At 39.4% G+C, this 15958-nt stretch carries 12 protein-coding genes and 1 tRNA gene; 6 read left to right on the top strand and 7 right to left on the bottom strand.

Annotation, left to right across the window (positions count from 1 at the left end):
- On the bottom strand, positions 1-1117 hold a 1117-nt coding region (locus HYG93_RS06320; protein WP_218646782.1), incomplete at its 3' end, for an MBL fold metallo-hydrolase.
- A 258-nt stretch (positions 1118-1375) separates the two neighbouring features.
- On the opposite strand from HYG93_RS06320, the gene HYG93_RS06315 reads away from it, so the two are divergent.
- Positions 1376-1759, top strand: coding sequence for a diacylglycerol kinase (locus tag HYG93_RS06315; RefSeq protein WP_120363774.1), 384 nt, complete (start codon positions 1376-1378; stop codon positions 1757-1759).
- Between the two features lie 155 nt (positions 1760-1914).
- Here the strand turns inward: HYG93_RS06315 and HYG93_RS06310 are convergent, their stop codons facing one another.
- The gene (locus HYG93_RS06310; protein WP_178962074.1) at positions 1915-3519 is read right to left on the bottom strand and encodes an isocitrate lyase; all 1605 of its coding nucleotides are present in this window, start codon (positions 3517-3519) and stop codon (positions 1915-1917) included.
- Positions 3520-4164: 645 nt separating this feature from the next.
- Here HYG93_RS06310 and HYG93_RS06305 point away from each other — a divergent pair.
- The 3 genes from HYG93_RS06305 (at position 4165) to HYG93_RS06295 (ending at position 8609) form a co-directional block, all read left to right on the top strand.
- Positions 4165-5154, top strand: a complete 990-nt coding sequence (locus HYG93_RS06305) for a LysR family transcriptional regulator (RefSeq protein WP_106984549.1) — start codon at positions 4165-4167, stop codon at positions 5152-5154.
- A 126-nt stretch (positions 5155-5280) separates the two neighbouring features.
- Positions 5281-6606: a hemolysin family protein gene (locus HYG93_RS06300; RefSeq protein WP_120363775.1), complete on the top strand. Its 1326-nt coding sequence runs from the start codon at positions 5281-5283 to the stop codon at positions 6604-6606.
- 662 nt (positions 6607-7268) lie between these two features.
- Complete coding sequence (locus tag HYG93_RS06295) at positions 7269-8609, top strand: CitMHS family transporter (RefSeq protein WP_120363776.1); 1341 nt, start codon at positions 7269-7271, stop codon at positions 8607-8609.
- Positions 8610-8689: 80 nt separating this feature from the next.
- Here the strand turns inward: HYG93_RS06295 and HYG93_RS06290 are convergent, their stop codons facing one another.
- Positions 8690-9196, bottom strand: a complete 507-nt coding sequence (locus HYG93_RS06290; protein ID WP_106984545.1) for a hypothetical protein — start codon at positions 9194-9196, stop codon at positions 8690-8692.
- 179 nt (positions 9197-9375) lie between these two features.
- Here HYG93_RS06290 and HYG93_RS06285 point away from each other — a divergent pair, with 179 nt between their 5' ends.
- Positions 9376-10110, top strand: coding sequence for a hypothetical protein (locus HYG93_RS06285; RefSeq protein ID WP_106984544.1), 735 nt, complete (start codon positions 9376-9378; stop codon positions 10108-10110).
- Between the two features lie 58 nt (positions 10111-10168).
- On the opposite strand, the gene HYG93_RS06280 is transcribed toward HYG93_RS06285, so the two are convergent.
- Positions 10169-11947: an alkaline phosphatase gene (locus tag HYG93_RS06280; RefSeq protein WP_178962072.1), complete on the bottom strand. Its 1779-nt coding sequence runs from the start codon at positions 11945-11947 to the stop codon at positions 10169-10171.
- A 200-nt stretch (positions 11948-12147) separates the two neighbouring features.
- On the opposite strand from HYG93_RS06280, the gene HYG93_RS06275 reads away from it, so the two are divergent.
- Positions 12148-12234, top strand: a tRNA-Leu gene (locus HYG93_RS06275).
- Positions 12235-12590: 356 nt separating this feature from the next.
- Here HYG93_RS06275 and HYG93_RS06270 read toward each other — a convergent pair.
- The 3 genes from HYG93_RS06270 to ftsH all read right to left on the bottom strand — a co-directional run bounded on the left by HYG93_RS06270 (position 12591) and on the right by ftsH (position 15895).
- Complete coding sequence (locus HYG93_RS06270) at positions 12591-12905, bottom strand: DUF5713 family protein (protein WP_106984542.1); 315 nt, start codon at positions 12903-12905, stop codon at positions 12591-12593.
- Positions 12906-13022: 117 nt separating this feature from the next.
- A complete protein-coding gene (folP, locus tag HYG93_RS06265) occupies positions 13023-13880 on the bottom strand; it encodes a dihydropteroate synthase (protein WP_178962070.1) in 858 nt (285 codons plus the stop codon).
- A 125-nt stretch (positions 13881-14005) separates the two neighbouring features.
- Positions 14006-15895, bottom strand: coding sequence for an ATP-dependent zinc metalloprotease FtsH (gene ftsH, locus HYG93_RS06260; RefSeq protein ID WP_120363778.1), 1890 nt, complete (start codon positions 15893-15895; stop codon positions 14006-14008).
- Positions 15896-15958: the final 63 nt, after the last annotated feature.

The raw sequence follows: 15958 nt of genomic DNA, 5'->3' as shown, positions 1-15958 counted from the left end.
GTGTTGCAGGTGTTGCAGGTGTTGCAGGTGTTGCAGGTGTTGCAGGTGTTGCAGGTGTTGCAGGTGTTGCAGGTGTTGCAGGTGTTGCAGGTGTTGCAGGTGTTGCAGGTGTTGCAGGTGTTGCAGGTGTTGCAGGTGTTGCAGGTGAGCCTAAAGGCTTCCACTCATAATGACCAGTACTAAGTTCTACAATTTCACCCACCCCAGGAAAAGGCAAATGCGGTGCAGCAATCCAAGTATGAGCCTGTGCATACTGTGCAAATAATGACTCACGTGTGTGACTGGCCTGTACAGGATCAGTATCAAAATCAACCGAAAGTTTAGGTTCAATAAACTGTAAAGTATGCGAATGGACAATATCACCAACAAAGACCAATGCCTTATTTTGGCTCTTTAACAAATAAGAATAATGCCCAGGTGTATGTCCAGCGCTTTGTATAACCTCTATGCCATTAATATCTGAACCTGCTTTAAATGTCCTTAAACTTTTAGACAACTGATAAGGTGCCAATACCGCCTTAATTTGCGCTGCTGTAGCTTGATAATTTGCTCGCTTGTCTTCTGCAACACTTTGCGGAACTTGCTCTGCCGACCAAAAAGCAAGCTCGGGCTCACTCACATATACCGTCGCGAGTGGAAAAACAGCGACATTATTTTGCGTCAAACCACATACATGATCTAAATGTAAATGCGTCAGCATTATGCTATTAATATGCGATAGTTTATAACCTGCTGCCTGAATATTCGTGGCCATCGCACCGAGTTTATCGCCCATACAACTCCCTGCACCATTATCTACAAGGGTTAAATTACCGTGACGATCATCAATTAAAAACGCATTGACACTGGTAGGCAAATACTGGGATTGAGACAAGTTGGCTTTTGCAAAAACTTGTTGTACCTCTTCTGGGCTCAGATTTTTATTAAACAAACTTCCTTTTAGATCAATCGAGCCATCACGTAGCGCAATCACTTTATATTCACCAAAGTTAAATGCAAAATAACCTTGCTCAGTCAGTGCTTCATTGACGACTGTCGCTGTTGTAGGTTGCACTTCGGTGGCATTGGCCTGAAAAGTCAAACAAGCCAATAGGATGAGGAATATATTATTTTTCATGGTACTGCCTTATCAAAACGCTACCTCAATCTAAACTGAAGTAGTAATCTTATTATTCAATGTCGTTATAGGAATTTTGTGCGGCAATTTTGCCTGATTTTTATGCATTTTTTAAGTCTTAAACTGACTTTAATCACATTAAATTTTAAATTTACTGCTAAAAGCATGTGTTTTAGTGTAATTGTCTTACTCAATTTTCAGTCACATTTAAGTTATGCCTCATAAAATGAATGAAATATAAAACTTTCACCATGACACATGAGTAGCTATTCCCCATACAAAGGCAAAACTGGCGTTAAGCGTATTTTAAACGCAACTCAATATTCTATCGCTGGTTTTAAAGCCGCATTTCAAAATGAAGCCGCATTTCGACAAATCGTGTTGATAAATGCGATCCTTATTCCAATCAGCTGTTTTCTTCAGGTGAGTCGCATAGAACATGCCCTGATGATTGCGGTCTGCTTGTTTGCACTTATTGTTGAGTTATTTAACTCTGCAATTGAAGCTGTTGTAGATCGGGTTTCTTTAGATAAACACCCCCTTTCTAAAAATGCCAAAGATATGGGCAGTGCTGCACAATTTGTCGCATTAGCCATTATTTTCTTTACTTGGCTCATTATTCTTTGGCCAAATCAAAGCTAAATACTCTATAAATATAGTGCAAGACTAATGCGAATAATCAATAAAAAGCGGGCCAAAGCCTGCTTTTTTTATGTATATATTTTTGACTTAAATAACTAAGTAATAGGAATAAAAAAACCCAGCTTATGCTGGGTTTTTTCGAATCAGTTCAGTGCTTAGTGAGCAGCGAATTGGTTCATTGTGTTTTTAGCATCATCGTGCGCTTTAAGAGCGTTGTCACCAGAGAAGATCTCTTTGTGGTCATCACCGATGTCCGAACCAGCCATTGCTTGGTGTTTAACACAAGCGATACCGCCACGGATTTCTTTACGCTGTACGCCAGCAACATAAGCCAACATACCTTCAGAACCGAAGTAACCTTGAGCAAGCTCGTGAGTAGAAAGAGCAGCTGTGTGGTAAGTCGGAAGTGTGATCAAGTGATGGAACACACCAGCTTCACGAGAAGCATCTGCTTGGAATGTACGTACTTTTTCGTCAGCATCAGCAGCTAATTCAGTAGCATCGTACTCAGCGCTCATTAGTTTAGCGCGGTCGTAAGCAGAAACGTCTTTACCTTCAGCAACCCAACGGTCGTAAGCTTGTTGACGGAAGTTTAAAGTCCAGTTGAATGAAGGCGAGTTGTTGTAAACAAGCTTAGCATTTGGAACTGTTTCTTTAACACGGTTAACCATGTGAGCGATTTCTTCAACGTTTGGCGTTGCAGTTTCGATCCAAAGAAGGTCAGCACCGTTTTGAAGGCTAGATACACAGTCAAGTACAACGCGGTCGATTTGCGTGTCTGGACGGAATTGGTACAAGCCAGAAGCAAGACGTTTTGGACGGTGAAGTTTACCGTTACGCTTGATTAGGATTTCGTCTTCTTGAGCTTCTGAAATGTCGATTTCAGTAGTATCTAAGTAGCTGATGTATTGAGAAGCGATGTCGCCTGGCTCTTTAACCACTGGGATTTTTTGAGTCAAGTCAGCGCCTTCAGAGTCAGTACGTGCAACGATGATACCGTCGTCAAGACCCATTTCTAAGAATGCATAGCGAAGAGCGTGGATTTTCGCGATGAAGTCTTCGTGTGGAACTGTTACTTTACCAGCTTGGTGACCACATTGTTTAGCATCAGATACTTGGTTTTCGATTTGAAGTGCACAAGCACCCGCTTCGATCATTTTCTTAGCTAGTAAGTAAGTTGCTTCTTCGTTACCGAAACCAGCGTCGATGTCCGCAATAATTGGCACAACGTGAGTTTGGAAACCGTCGATTTGAGCAGTGATTTCAGCAGCTTTAGCAGTATCACCAGCTTCGTTTGCTTTTTTAAGCGCACGGAACAAGTCGTTTAATTCTTTAGCGTCAGCTTGACGAAGGAAAGTGTAGATTTCTTCGATCAATGCAGGTACTGAAGTTTTTTCGTGCATAGATTGGTCAGGAAGTGGACCAAATTCTGAACGAAGCGCAGCAATCATCCAACCAGAAAGGTAGATGTAGCGACGTTCTGTAGTACCGAAGTATTTTTTGTTCGCAATCATTTTTTGCTGTGCGATGAAACCGTGCCAGCAACCTAGTGATTGAGTGTATTTGCTAGAGTCTGCATCGTATGCAGCCATATCACGACGCATAATTGCAGCTGTGTATTTCGCGATGTCTAAACCAGTTTTGAAACGGTTTTGCAGTTGCATGCGTGCAGCATCTTCTGGGCTGATGTCGCGCCATGTTGCACCGAATTTTGCTTTTAATTCGCGGATTGCATCAATCGCTGATAAATATGTAGTCATGATATTTTCCTGTAATAATATTAGGATTTCCCAAACGAATGGCTAAAATCATACCCTCAATTTATTGTTCAGATTTAGAGCGCTTCGTTTCGATGAACTTAGATTAGATTGGCCAATAAAATTAATCCAATATTCTGTATTAATTTTCGATATTTATTTAAAAAATGGGTAGATCAAAGTCTAAATATATTTTAACCAAAATTATATAAGTTGTTGTTTTTAAATAATTTATGTTATTTATTTTTAGTTTATTTTTCACCCAAGTTGTTTTCTTTTTATTCATTAGACTTAAGTCTTGAAAGACTTTAAAAATGTGAATTTTTACTAAAAATTGGCAAAACTGATCAATATCACAACACTTTTTAACTTAACTGAGCGGTTTGTTTTTAGCTTTTAAATGCTAATTTCATCAGTAAAAATAAGTATTAAATATTCCTGTTCATATTCACATGTGAATGCGAATTTTTATCTTCTTTAAGACGCTATGTAGCGCTCATGCCCTCGCGGAACAGTTGAATTTATTAGGCTAACTGTATTTTTTAGCCTGCAATTGGACGTCTTTTTTTTCATCAGTTTATTACACAAGGCGGATGGCTTATGGCATAATCAAAATAATTTCATGATTTTATTTTCGGTATTTATTTTATGAATCTGGAGCGTGTCGATCTTAATCTACTCATTTACCTTGACGTGCTACTTCGTGAAAAAAATGTAACGCGTGCTGCAGAACAATTAGGCGTAACCCAACCTGCAATGAGTAATATTTTACGTCGTCTACGTAATTTATTTAATGATCCGCTTTTGATTCGTTCTTCTGAAGGTATGACACCGACAGAACGTGCCTTAGAATTACAACCGCGTATTCGCGATGCACTTTCTGATCTCTCAATGATTTTGGAACCGCGTACCGAATTCCGACCTTATACCTCTAATCGCGTTTTTCGCATTATGACCTCTGACTATGCCGAAGCGACTTTAGTACCTCGCTTAGTCAAAGCACTCCGCTCAGAAGCACCAAATGTCGTACTCGACTTTTTAACGCCAAGTGATGTGTCTTATCGTGATATGGAACAAGGTAAGGTCGATCTTGCAATTAACCGTTTTAATGAAATACCGCAAAGTTTCCACCAAGTTCTGGTTTGGCGTGACAGTTTTTCTTGCCTACTCAATGGTAAACACCCCGCAGCCAATAACCTCAATTTAAAAAGCTATTTAGATGCTCAACATATCTGGGTATCTAAAACAGGTATGGGCGTTGGCTTTGGTGTCAATCCAGAAAAGCAAGCAGGCTTAGGTTGGATTGACCAAGCCTTAGAACGTATTGGCCAAAAGCGTAAAATTTCTGTATTTACACGTCATTATCAAATGCCTGGGCTATTGGCTTCCAATGTTGATTTAGTTGCGACCCTACCGACACGTATTGCGCGCCTTCAAGCAAAAAGCCAAAACTTACTGATTAAAGACCCACCATTTTATATTCCAGAATTTGAATTAAAAATGGCTTGGTGTCCTTTATTACATCATCACCCTGCACATCGCTGGTTACGTCAGCTTATTTTGTATGTTGCACGCCAAATGATTGAAGAAGAAAACCGTGAATTTTTAATGAATAACTCTCAATTTTCTCATTATTAAACATAAATTTTCATAAATTCTTCTTTTTTAAGCTTATACTAGAACTCAAGGAAATCATTAAATTGATCTCCTTGAGTTTTTTTATGTTAAAAATATTCAAAATAATGATGATCCACAGGTGCCTCAGTGAGCCTCTTCCAAAACATCCTAATCATCGTCATCCTTATTGCGGGAGCTGGTTTTTTATCTTTAACTGAAATCGCCCTTGCTGGTGCACGTAAAGTTAAATTAAAAATCTTGGCAGAATCTGGCGATGAACGTGCTCAGAAAGTGCTCGATTTACAAGAAAATTCAGCAGATTTCTTTGCTGCCTCGCAAATTGGCCTAAATGCAGTCGCAATTCTCGGCGGTATTTTGGGGGAAGGCGCATTTCGCCCTTATTTCTATGACATGGTTGCACGCTTTTATCATGGCCCGTGGACGGAAAGTATTAGCTTTGCCTTGTCTTTCACATTAGTTACTTCTTTATTTATTTTATTTGCAGACCTCATGCCAAAACGCTTGGCCATGATTGCACCCGAAAAAATTGCGGTGTCGGTCATTAATCCCATTCAAGTGTTTATTGTGGTCTGCAAACCATTGGCATGGTTTATCAATGCCATAGCCAATATGCTGTTCCGCTTATTTAAAGTGAACACCACCCGCGACGATAATATTACCTTTGACGATATTTCAGCGGTGATGGATGCTGGTGCACAAGCAGGCGTACTGCAAAAACAAGAACATCATTTCATTGAAAATGTATTTGAACTTGAAGAACGTAATGTCCCTTCAAGTATGACCACACGTGAAAACGTGGTGTATTTCACCCTAAAAGAATCTGAAGCCAGTATTCGTCAAAAGCTGGCGGAATATCCCTATTCTAAATTTTTAGTCTGCAGCGAAAATATTGATGACGTAATTGGTTATGTGGATGCCAAAGATATTTTGGTCCGTATCCTCAACAATCAATCACTTTTACAATTAAACGAAAATACCATTCGTAATGTACTCACCATTCCAGACACGCTCACACTGTCTGAATTACTCGACCGTTTCCGCTCGACCAAAGAGAAATTTGCCGTCGTTATTAATGAATATGCACTGGTTGTTGGTGTGATTACCTTGTCAGATATCATGATTACTGTAATGGGTGATTGGGTTACGCCGATTGAGGAAGATCAGCAAATTATTAAACGTGATAATAATTCATGGCTGATTGAAGGTAGTACACCAATTGAAGACATGATGCATGCGCTAGCGATTGATGAAATGCCAGATACAGACAATTATGAAACCTTAGCGGGCTTTATGATGTATAAGCTTCGCAAAATTCCACGCCCTGCTGATGCAGTCATTTATGGTGGTTATAAATTCGAAGTGGTCGATGTCGATCATTTTAAAATTGACCAATTACTGGTAACGCGCTTATTAGAGCAATCTGAAGTACCACCTGAAGAAGCAACAAGTTAAATAAACGATTGAATGTAGGGCACAAGCGTGCCCTACAACTTCAACCATAAAAGACAAAACAATAAAAAATAACGGATTTACCTCATGTCGATACATGCTTTAATCGCCTGCTTTAGTTTTTATTCTGCAGTGTATTTAATTTACCGCTTTTTTGCGGTTCAGCCCCAACCCTTATATTTAATTTTTGCGGTAATCCTATTTATTTGTTCTTGGTTAGTCGTTCCAAGTCATAACAGTCGAAAGCGCAGAAATTACGACCAAACGATGCAAATGGGCTGGGATTCAATGCTCTTTGATCCACTCATCTTTTGGTGGCGTCTGTTTATGTTTCCTATTCGCTTTATCTTTCGTTTTTGGCTGCATGATTAGCTATTAAGATGCTTTATGTAGCCACAACATCATCCATCTTAGTTACCAAACTACATCAAAGCACTTATGGTTGTGTTTATTTAAATTACAATGACTTACATTATAAAATTCCACAGCCTCAATCACATGATTTTTCAATCAACTAAGCTTTTGTTTTATTAATTTTATTTTTTCAAAAAATAATGATGAAATTCACATTTTAATTACATAGTTTTGCCCCTGTTGTTTTTTTTATATCCTCCATGAACGCTTTGAAAGCCCTCATGAATAAAAACTCAAAGGATTGAAAAACCATGTTAACGCTACTTGGCCTTGGCATGATCATCTGCTTTATGTATTTGATTATGTCTCGCCGAATGAGTCCACTCGTCGCACTCACCCTAATTCCCCTATTGTTTGCACTTCTTGCATGGTTAATGGGTTTTTATTTCGACAGCCTTGCTCATATTCAAATTCATGAAATTGGCGAAATGATGCTTGAAGGCGTTAAAAAATTAGCGCCAACGGGGATTATGCTGTTATTCGCGATTCTGTATTTTGCCATTATGATTGATACAGGATTATTTGATCCCTCAGTTAAGTTTATTTTACGTTTGGTTAAAGGTGATCCGCTCAAAGTTGTCTTAGGTACCATTACCCTTACTATTATTGTGTCGCTAGATGGTGATGGCTCAACAACTTATATGATTTGTGTGGCAGCCATGCTTCCCTTGTATCGTCGTCTCGATATGAGCCCACTAATTATGGCCTGCCTGATGATGCTCTCGAGTGGCATTATGAACTTAACACCGTGGGGTGGTCCTACCGCACGTGCAGCCAGTGCTTTACATGTTGATCCTAGCGATGTCTTCATTCCGATGGTTTTACCCATGCTGTTTGCAATAGCTTGGGTGTATTTCTTAGGTTATATGTATGGCCGTATGGAACGTAAACGCTTAGGCGTTATAGAACTCGATATTAGCCATGGCGACAATATCCAAATTTCGACAAATCCCGAAGCAAATCGTGCACATCTACGTTGGTTTAATGGCTTGCTTACTGTTGCACTCATGGTTTGTTTAGTCATGAATGTACTACCTATGCCTATTTTATTTATGGTGGCATTATGTATTGCACTGGTAGTTAATTACCGCCAAATTGAGATGCAAAAACAATTGGTCGCACACCATGCAGGAAGTGCGCTTAATGTCGTAGGGATTATTTTTGCTGCAGGCATTTTTACTGGCATTTTGGCTGGTACAGGTATGGTCGAAGCAATGTCTAAAGAATTGGTCGCCATTATTCCAACCAGCATGGGCCCCTACTTAGCACCTATTACAGCGGTCATTAGTATGCCTATGACCTTTTTTATGTCGAATGATGCATTTTATTATGGGGTACTGTCAATTTTATCTGATGCTGCCATGCACTATGGTATTGAACCTGTCGAAATGGCACGTGCATCCATTGTCGGGCAACCCGTACACCTACTTTCGCCGCTGGTTCCTTCAACTTATTTACTCTGTGGCTTAGCAGGGATTGAATTTGGTCAACATCAACGCTTTACGATTCTTTGGGCCATTATCACTTGTTTGGTTATGCTGGTATCTGGCTTAGTTTTTGGCATGTTCCCGTTTTATTCATCCATTAGCTAAACGCGATATATTCTGTACATTATTCAAAAATAACCACAAAAAAAGCGCCAAAAGGCGCTTTTTTTGTGGCTACATACATATCAGTGTTTACTGATTAACGCATCCAAAAGTGCTTGATAATGAATTGAAATATCATCTTCTAAAATAGCATAGGCATTATCAAACTGAACCATTGGCCAGCCTTCTTTCCAGAATGGGAAAATATTATGCAAATCATGCGTTACTGTTGCGTCTTCACGCAGAATAGCTTGAGCAACTTGTGACAACACCTGAGCTGTTTCAGCACCATCTACAGCCATATAATCAATACCACGTACTTTTAAAATACGGATACGGTCTTTTTTATAACGAATTTTTTTACTTTGTGCTTCATTAAGATTTAAAGCCAAAGTTACCGCTTCAACAAATTTATCTTCAAAAGACTGGTTGAGTGCGACCAATGCCTGCTTATGCGATTCTTGACGGCCTGCTTTACCCCCATTACGGATAATTTGCGCAGCCTCAGTATTTAAAACATCACTTTTCATCGATGTTAAAATATCTAAAATTTCGATATCGCTTAAAGATTCAGGAGATTGACCAGCCATACACTGCCTTTACAAAAATTCTTAAAGCAGTATTTTCTCATATTCAGCTTATAAAAAGGGAAATATCTTTCATTGCATTTTGCTTTTTAGCCTAGATAATTCAATTGGCGAATAAAAAATTGCTCATCCGTGTAAAAATTGTTTTATATTGAAGCGTCTTTAAATCGTTTATTCTTTCCATGCTTAAAATTCCACAGGCTTTACAGTATCTAGAACAATTAAAATCACAGTATCCTGCAGCCTTTAAGCGTAATTTTCTATTTTATAGCCTCATTAAAACCAAAGGCTTAATTGATGAAATCAAAGAGCTTTTGCCATGGTTATTGGCAGCTATGATTTTTGTTTCGAGTAGCATGGTACTCGGAGATTTTTTGCAAAAGACATTACCCAATTGGAGTGAGTTTCGCGCTGAAGGCCTTGCTGTACTTGCTATCATGCTTTTTTTTATGCTGATATGCCCACTGATTATTAAGCAAATGAAGCACAGCTCAATTTCATTGTATAAGCAAGTGCGCCATACCCCCATTAAGCTCACTGTGCTGATTATTATACAAGCTATCAATATTGCTTATATCGAAAGTTCTTTTTTACAAGCTTTGCTGTTTTTCTTTGCGCTAAGCTTTGGCTTTGTTAAATTTTACAAAGAAAATTTATTCCGTTCAGATTGTGAAACTACTGGTTATTTTTGCTTACAAGAAATACGTCGCGTCAATTATTGGACCTATAAGCAGATATTAAAAACCAAACTCCGTTTGCGCTTTTGCAAAAGCCAATCTGCTCAGTACACTACCCTTACACAACAACTAAAACAAATGCAGGACTTACATTTAGAAACCCTACATTTTGAACATAAACTATGTAAAAGCATTAAACATATTGATATCGATGCTTATTTAGAAGAAATGAGCAAATAAAAAACTGGGCAACATGCCCAGTTTTTAGTTTTAACATCTAAGTGCTCTTTACAACTGTCTAAGCACTATTTGCAACCGTCACAACAGTTTTGAAGTTTGAGTCGAAAGATACGGCTTTCGCTGTTGTTGAGTCTATTTGGTAGTTTTTATTTTTTACCGTATCAACAAAAACCCAATTTGCATTTACAGCAGTTTGCTTAAACTCTACAAGTAAATAACCACGTTGACTCAAATTACAATATTGCAATTCATCAATCAATAAAGCAAATGCTTGCTCAAAGCTGTGTAAATCTGTTGGGCTAATTTGCAAATATTTTTCCATCCCTGGAGATGACACAGAACTGGTTGCCAACTCTAGACCTGCTTGCTGGCCATTTTGTGCATACAAGGTCGAATACCAAGCATTGTGTGTATCTCCAGCCAATACCACCACTTGCTTTTTCAGCTTTTGTAACATGCCATACAACGCTTCACGCTCATAGGCATAGCCATCCCAAGCATCTAAATTATAAGGCAATACCGTTTGAATCCGTGTCAATTGCTGTGTTGTCAATTTAGATGGATCTGTTAAATACTGGATTTTAATTGCAGATAATTCTGTAATCATCTGCTTAATTGCTGCTAGCTCTGTAGCACCAGCCACACCACTTTGCACTTTTGCTAAAATAGTTAATACTTCTGCGGGTATCAGCATTTTAGCCATTAAAACCTGCTGGCCTAGTACATTCCATTTTGCTTGAGAATTAGCAAGCGACGTGTTTAACCATGCGAATTGTTCAGCACCCATTAAAGTACGAGAATTGTTATACAAATCAGAGGTAAATTTTGCACTCTCTAAGCCACCTACTGCTGTCATATAGTTTGCATAATCAAGCTGTTCGCTACGCGCTAGTATGCGTGTATCTAGCATATTTAGTTGCACTAAATTGCCATAATTAAACTGACGGTAAATATGTAAATGATCTTCAGCGCTTTTAGCTCGAATTGGCATCCATTCAAAATAGGCTTGCAAAGCGGCAGCTTTCCGTTCGGCAAAACTGCCTTCATTGGCTTGATGGTTTTCTGCACCATCTAACCATGTATCGTTACTTAGCTCATGATCGTCCCAAATAACAACAAAAGGATGGCGCTGATGTAAAGCTTGTAAATCTGGATCTAAACGATACAAGGCATAGCGTTTACGGTAGTCATTGAGGTTGAGAATTTCTTGACTATTGTCAGATGCAAACTCACGACCTAATGCTTTAGCATCTTCTGTCGCATAGCCACCTTGGCCATATTCATAAATATAATCGCCTAGATGTAAGACTGCATCGACATCAAGCGTGGCCATTTCTTTATACACGTGAAAATAACCCGCTGGATAATTTGAGCACGAGCACACAGCAAAACGGACTTGCTCGAGCGCTGTAGACGGCTCAGCTAAAGTCTTGGTACGCCCCACAGCTGAAATGACAGCACCAAATTTAAAACGATAATAATAATTTTGATTGGCTTTTAATTTATCGGCATCTACTTTCACGGTAAAGTCATCTGCACTGCTGGTTTGGGCCTTACCACGATTTTGTATATTTTTAAATTCGGAGTCTGTGGCAATTTCCCAATCTAGTTCCAAACGTAAATTTACATCAGCGACCGTTACCCGCGTCCAAAGGATGACTCTATCTTGGAGTGGATCCCCACTTGCAACCCCATGCAAAAATTGTAATGCAATTGTATTAGATGCGTCAGATGCATCATCACTGCCACAGGCGGTTAAACCAATAGGCAATGACACCGCACTCACTCCAGCCAATGCACGCTGAATCAATTCACGTCGATTTAAAATTGGTTTCATAAAGATTTCCTTTTTTTAAGCAAAATAAGAAATCCGTATTTCAATTTCATCTCAAACACATGAATATTTGATTAATTTTCATACTTAATGGCTATTTTTGGATTTTTTTTAGACATAAACTCATGTTTTGCTTGAAAATAAAGCAATTAATGTTATTTATGCTTGCCAAGTTACATTTGCTCCTCTATTATTGCGCTCATGCCCGAGTGGTGAAATCGGTAGACACAGGGGATTTAAAATCCCCCGACCTTCAAGTCGTGCCAGTTCGAGTCTGGCCTCGGGCACCATCCTTCTCCTATAGAAACGATGGTACAAATAAAGAACCCAGCTTTAAGCTGGTTTTTTTTATGTCTAAAATTTAATAAAAATATCTCATCAAAAAATAAAGCTCGAAATTCGCACCCAGCTCTAAGCTTAAGTCAGATAAATTACAGTTAATAAAAATCATGCTGGGACATAAAATTTTTAGCTAGATTTACGTGTATATACTGAAATAAAAATGTTCGCTACAACTTATCAGTACTTAAAATTGCAGAAAGATTTCTGAACGTCTCACCTCAACCAACCACTGATTAATTTACTAAGCGACTCCTAAGACTCAATCACTAAAAAATCCAATAGCCAGATACAACAAGAGAGTGGCTTACCACTCTCTATTTGCAACCAACTCTTCCATTTCAATATCCATATACCCTTCCTCTTGTACGGCCATCATCATTGCTTCAGCAATATAATCAGCAGCCGTATCATCAAGTGAAGAGTCCAAATCTTCAAACTGAGGTTTCATCTTATTCACCAGTGAAATTGTTTCATTGGCAAATTGATAAATATCAGTTTCAGAAAGATTCGCTTTAGCGACTTTTTTAGCAAACAGGACAATCAATTGTTTAACTTCAGCAACCAAGATATCTGGGTAATAATCATCGTCAAACATCGGGAGAAGAAGATCTGCAAACATACAGGTTCTCAATACAAACACATTAAGCGAGCTTATATACCATATTGATTAAATTTCGCCAAATGAAACCGCTTAAAATTTCATACCACAAGATTTACCTCCTGTGTCATGTTATGTTTAGTCTTCGGCCGAACGCATAGCATTCCACACTAAAATTGCATCTTTAGTGGCTTTTACATCGTGCGCGCGCACCATACAAGCACCTTGCTGGATACTCATCAAATGTGCTGCTACAGATCCAACTGCACGCTCTTTTGCATCCACAGCCCCCACAGCTTCACCAATAAAACGTTTACGCGACAACGCTGACAAAATTGGATAACCCAGTGCATTCAGCTGATATAACTCTTTTAATAATTTTAAATTCTGCTGGGCATTTTTAGCAAAACCAAAGCCTGGATCAATCATGATATTTTCAGCTTTTACACCTGCATCTAGAGCATCTTGTACACGCTGTGAGATTTCCGCCATGACATCCGTAGTCACATCATTATATTGATCCAAATGATTCATCGTGGTTGGTTCACCACGCATGTGCATAATAATCACGGGTATGTCTAAGCGAGCTGCAGTTTCTAATGCTTGTGGACGAGTTAAGGCACGTACATCATTCCAAATATGTGCTCCAGCGTTTACAGCTGCAGATATCACTTCTGGTGAAGAGGTATCAATTGAGATCACCACACCTAATTTTGCTAATTCCTCTACTACTGGTACCACGCGTCGGATTTCTTCTTCGATAGCAACTACAGATGCACCTGGTCGGGTTGATTCACCCCCTACATCAATGACTGTTGCCCCTTCGGCAATCATTTGCTTTGCACGTGCTACCGCTTCATCTTTACCATTGTGTTGCCCGCCATCACTAAATGAATCTGGTGTCACATTTAAAATCCCCATCACATGTGGGGTCGACAGATCTAATGTCAATTTGCCACACTTTAAGATTTTATTTGGTAAAGGCATTAAGCGCATACAACATCTCCTACATGAATCTAACTATGTTATCAATTTTGTGTATGTGAAGGCGCAATTGTGCTAACCCAAAAACAAAAAAGAGCCTCATTGAGACTCTTTTTTAAACTTACGCAGTTAATGCATTAATTTGCAGGTAACGGCGGTGGCGTAGCTGGACCATCTGTAGGCGTAACATCAATCACAGGATTTTCTGCTACATATACTTTAGGTGGTTGAGGCTCACGACCTTCCATAATGTCACGAATTTGTTCGCGATCAATCGTTTCCCACTCAAGTAATGCTTTCACCATTGCATGTGCAATATCCATGTTGTTTTCAAGAATATTGCGAGCTACACGGTACTGCTCATCAATAATACGACGAACTTCAGCATCTACTTGTTGTTGCGTTGCTTCAGAAATCGTACGGCTACCAATGCTTCCCATAAACGACTGTTGAGAATCATCTTCGTAAACCATAACGCCTAATTTATCAGACATACCGTACTTCGTTACCATTGCACGTGCCATTTTAGTTGCACGCTCAAAGTCATTTGAAGCACCAGTCGACATTTGATTAATGAAGACTTCTTCCGCAATACGACCACCAAACAAAATAGAAAGTTCATTCAACATTTTGTCTTTGTAATGGCTCGTTTGGTCATGCTCTGGTAACTGCCAAGTCACACCCAATGCCCAACCACGTGGCATGATCGTTACTTTATGTACAGGGTCAGTACCTGGTAAAATTTCCGCAACAATTGCATGACCTGCTTCATGATAAGCCGTTGCACGACGCTCTTCTTCACGAAGTACCATCGATTTACGCTCAGGGCCCATATAAAGCTTGTCTTTTGCATCTTCAAAATCATGCATATCGACAGTGTTTTTATTACGACGAGCAGCAAATAATGCAGCTTCGTTTACAAGGTTCGCCAATTGCGCACCAGAGAATCCTGGTGTACCACGAGCTAATACTTTAACGTCAACACCAGTTGTTGATGGCAATTTCTTCAAGTGAACATTTAAAATTTGTTCACGGCCTTTAATGTCTGGTAAGCCCACCATCACTTGACGGTCAAAACGACCTGGACGCAGTAAAGCTTTATCGAGAACGTCTGCACGGTTAGTGGCAGCAATCACGATAATACCTTCATTACCTTCAAAGCCGTCCATTTCTACCAACATTTGGTTCAGTGTTTGTTCACGCTCATCGTGACCACCACCTGTACCCGAACCACGATGACGACCGACTGCATCAATCTCATCGATGAAGATGATACATGGTGCATGGCGTTTTGCTTGTTCGAACATATCACGTACACGAGACGCACCCACACCCACGAACATTTCAACAAAGTCAGAACCAGAAATACTAAAGAATGGAACTTTGGCTTCACCCGCAATGGCTTTCGCAAGTAAAGTTTTACCTGTACCTGGAGGACCAACCATCAACACGCCTTTAGGAATTGTTGCACCTAAGCGTTTAAATTTTGCAGGATCTTTTAAGAAATCAACAATTTCAACAACTTCTTGCTTCGCTTCATCACAGCCAGCAACATCGGTAAATGTTACTTTAATTTGATCTTCTGTCAGCATTTTGGCCTTAGACTTACCAAAGCTCATCGGACCATTTTTGCCACCAGCACCGCCACCCATATTCCGCATAAAGAACATGAATAACAAAATGATTAACAATACTGGGAAGCTTGCAATTAAAAGTTGCATCAATAAACCTTGACGCTGAGGTGCAGTACCTTCAACAACAACGTTATTTTTAATCAAATTCGGCATCAGTTCAGGATCTTGAACCGCTGGGCGAATGCTTTCAAACTCAGAACCGTTTGATTTTTCACCACGGATTCTTTCACCATCAATAGTGACGCGTTTAATTTGACCAGCATTCACCGCTGCAACAAACTCTGAATAATTCAGCGCTGTCGGCTGATTGCGGTCACTGACGTTGCTGAAGATAAGCACCAGCACACCCAGTATGACAAGCCACAACACGGCATTCTTAAAAAGATCGCTCAAAGCTTTATTCCCATTTCAATCTAATTTGATCATGCCCAATACTGGGTGACCCTAATTTAACGC

The sequence above is a fragment of the Acinetobacter sp. SwsAc6 genome (genome assembly GCF_013391565.1).
Taxonomy (GTDB): Bacteria; Pseudomonadota; Gammaproteobacteria; order Pseudomonadales; family Moraxellaceae; genus Acinetobacter; species Acinetobacter cumulans.
Note: the sequence above shows the minus strand (reverse complement) of the source record. Positions and strands in the feature narration are given on the sequence as shown.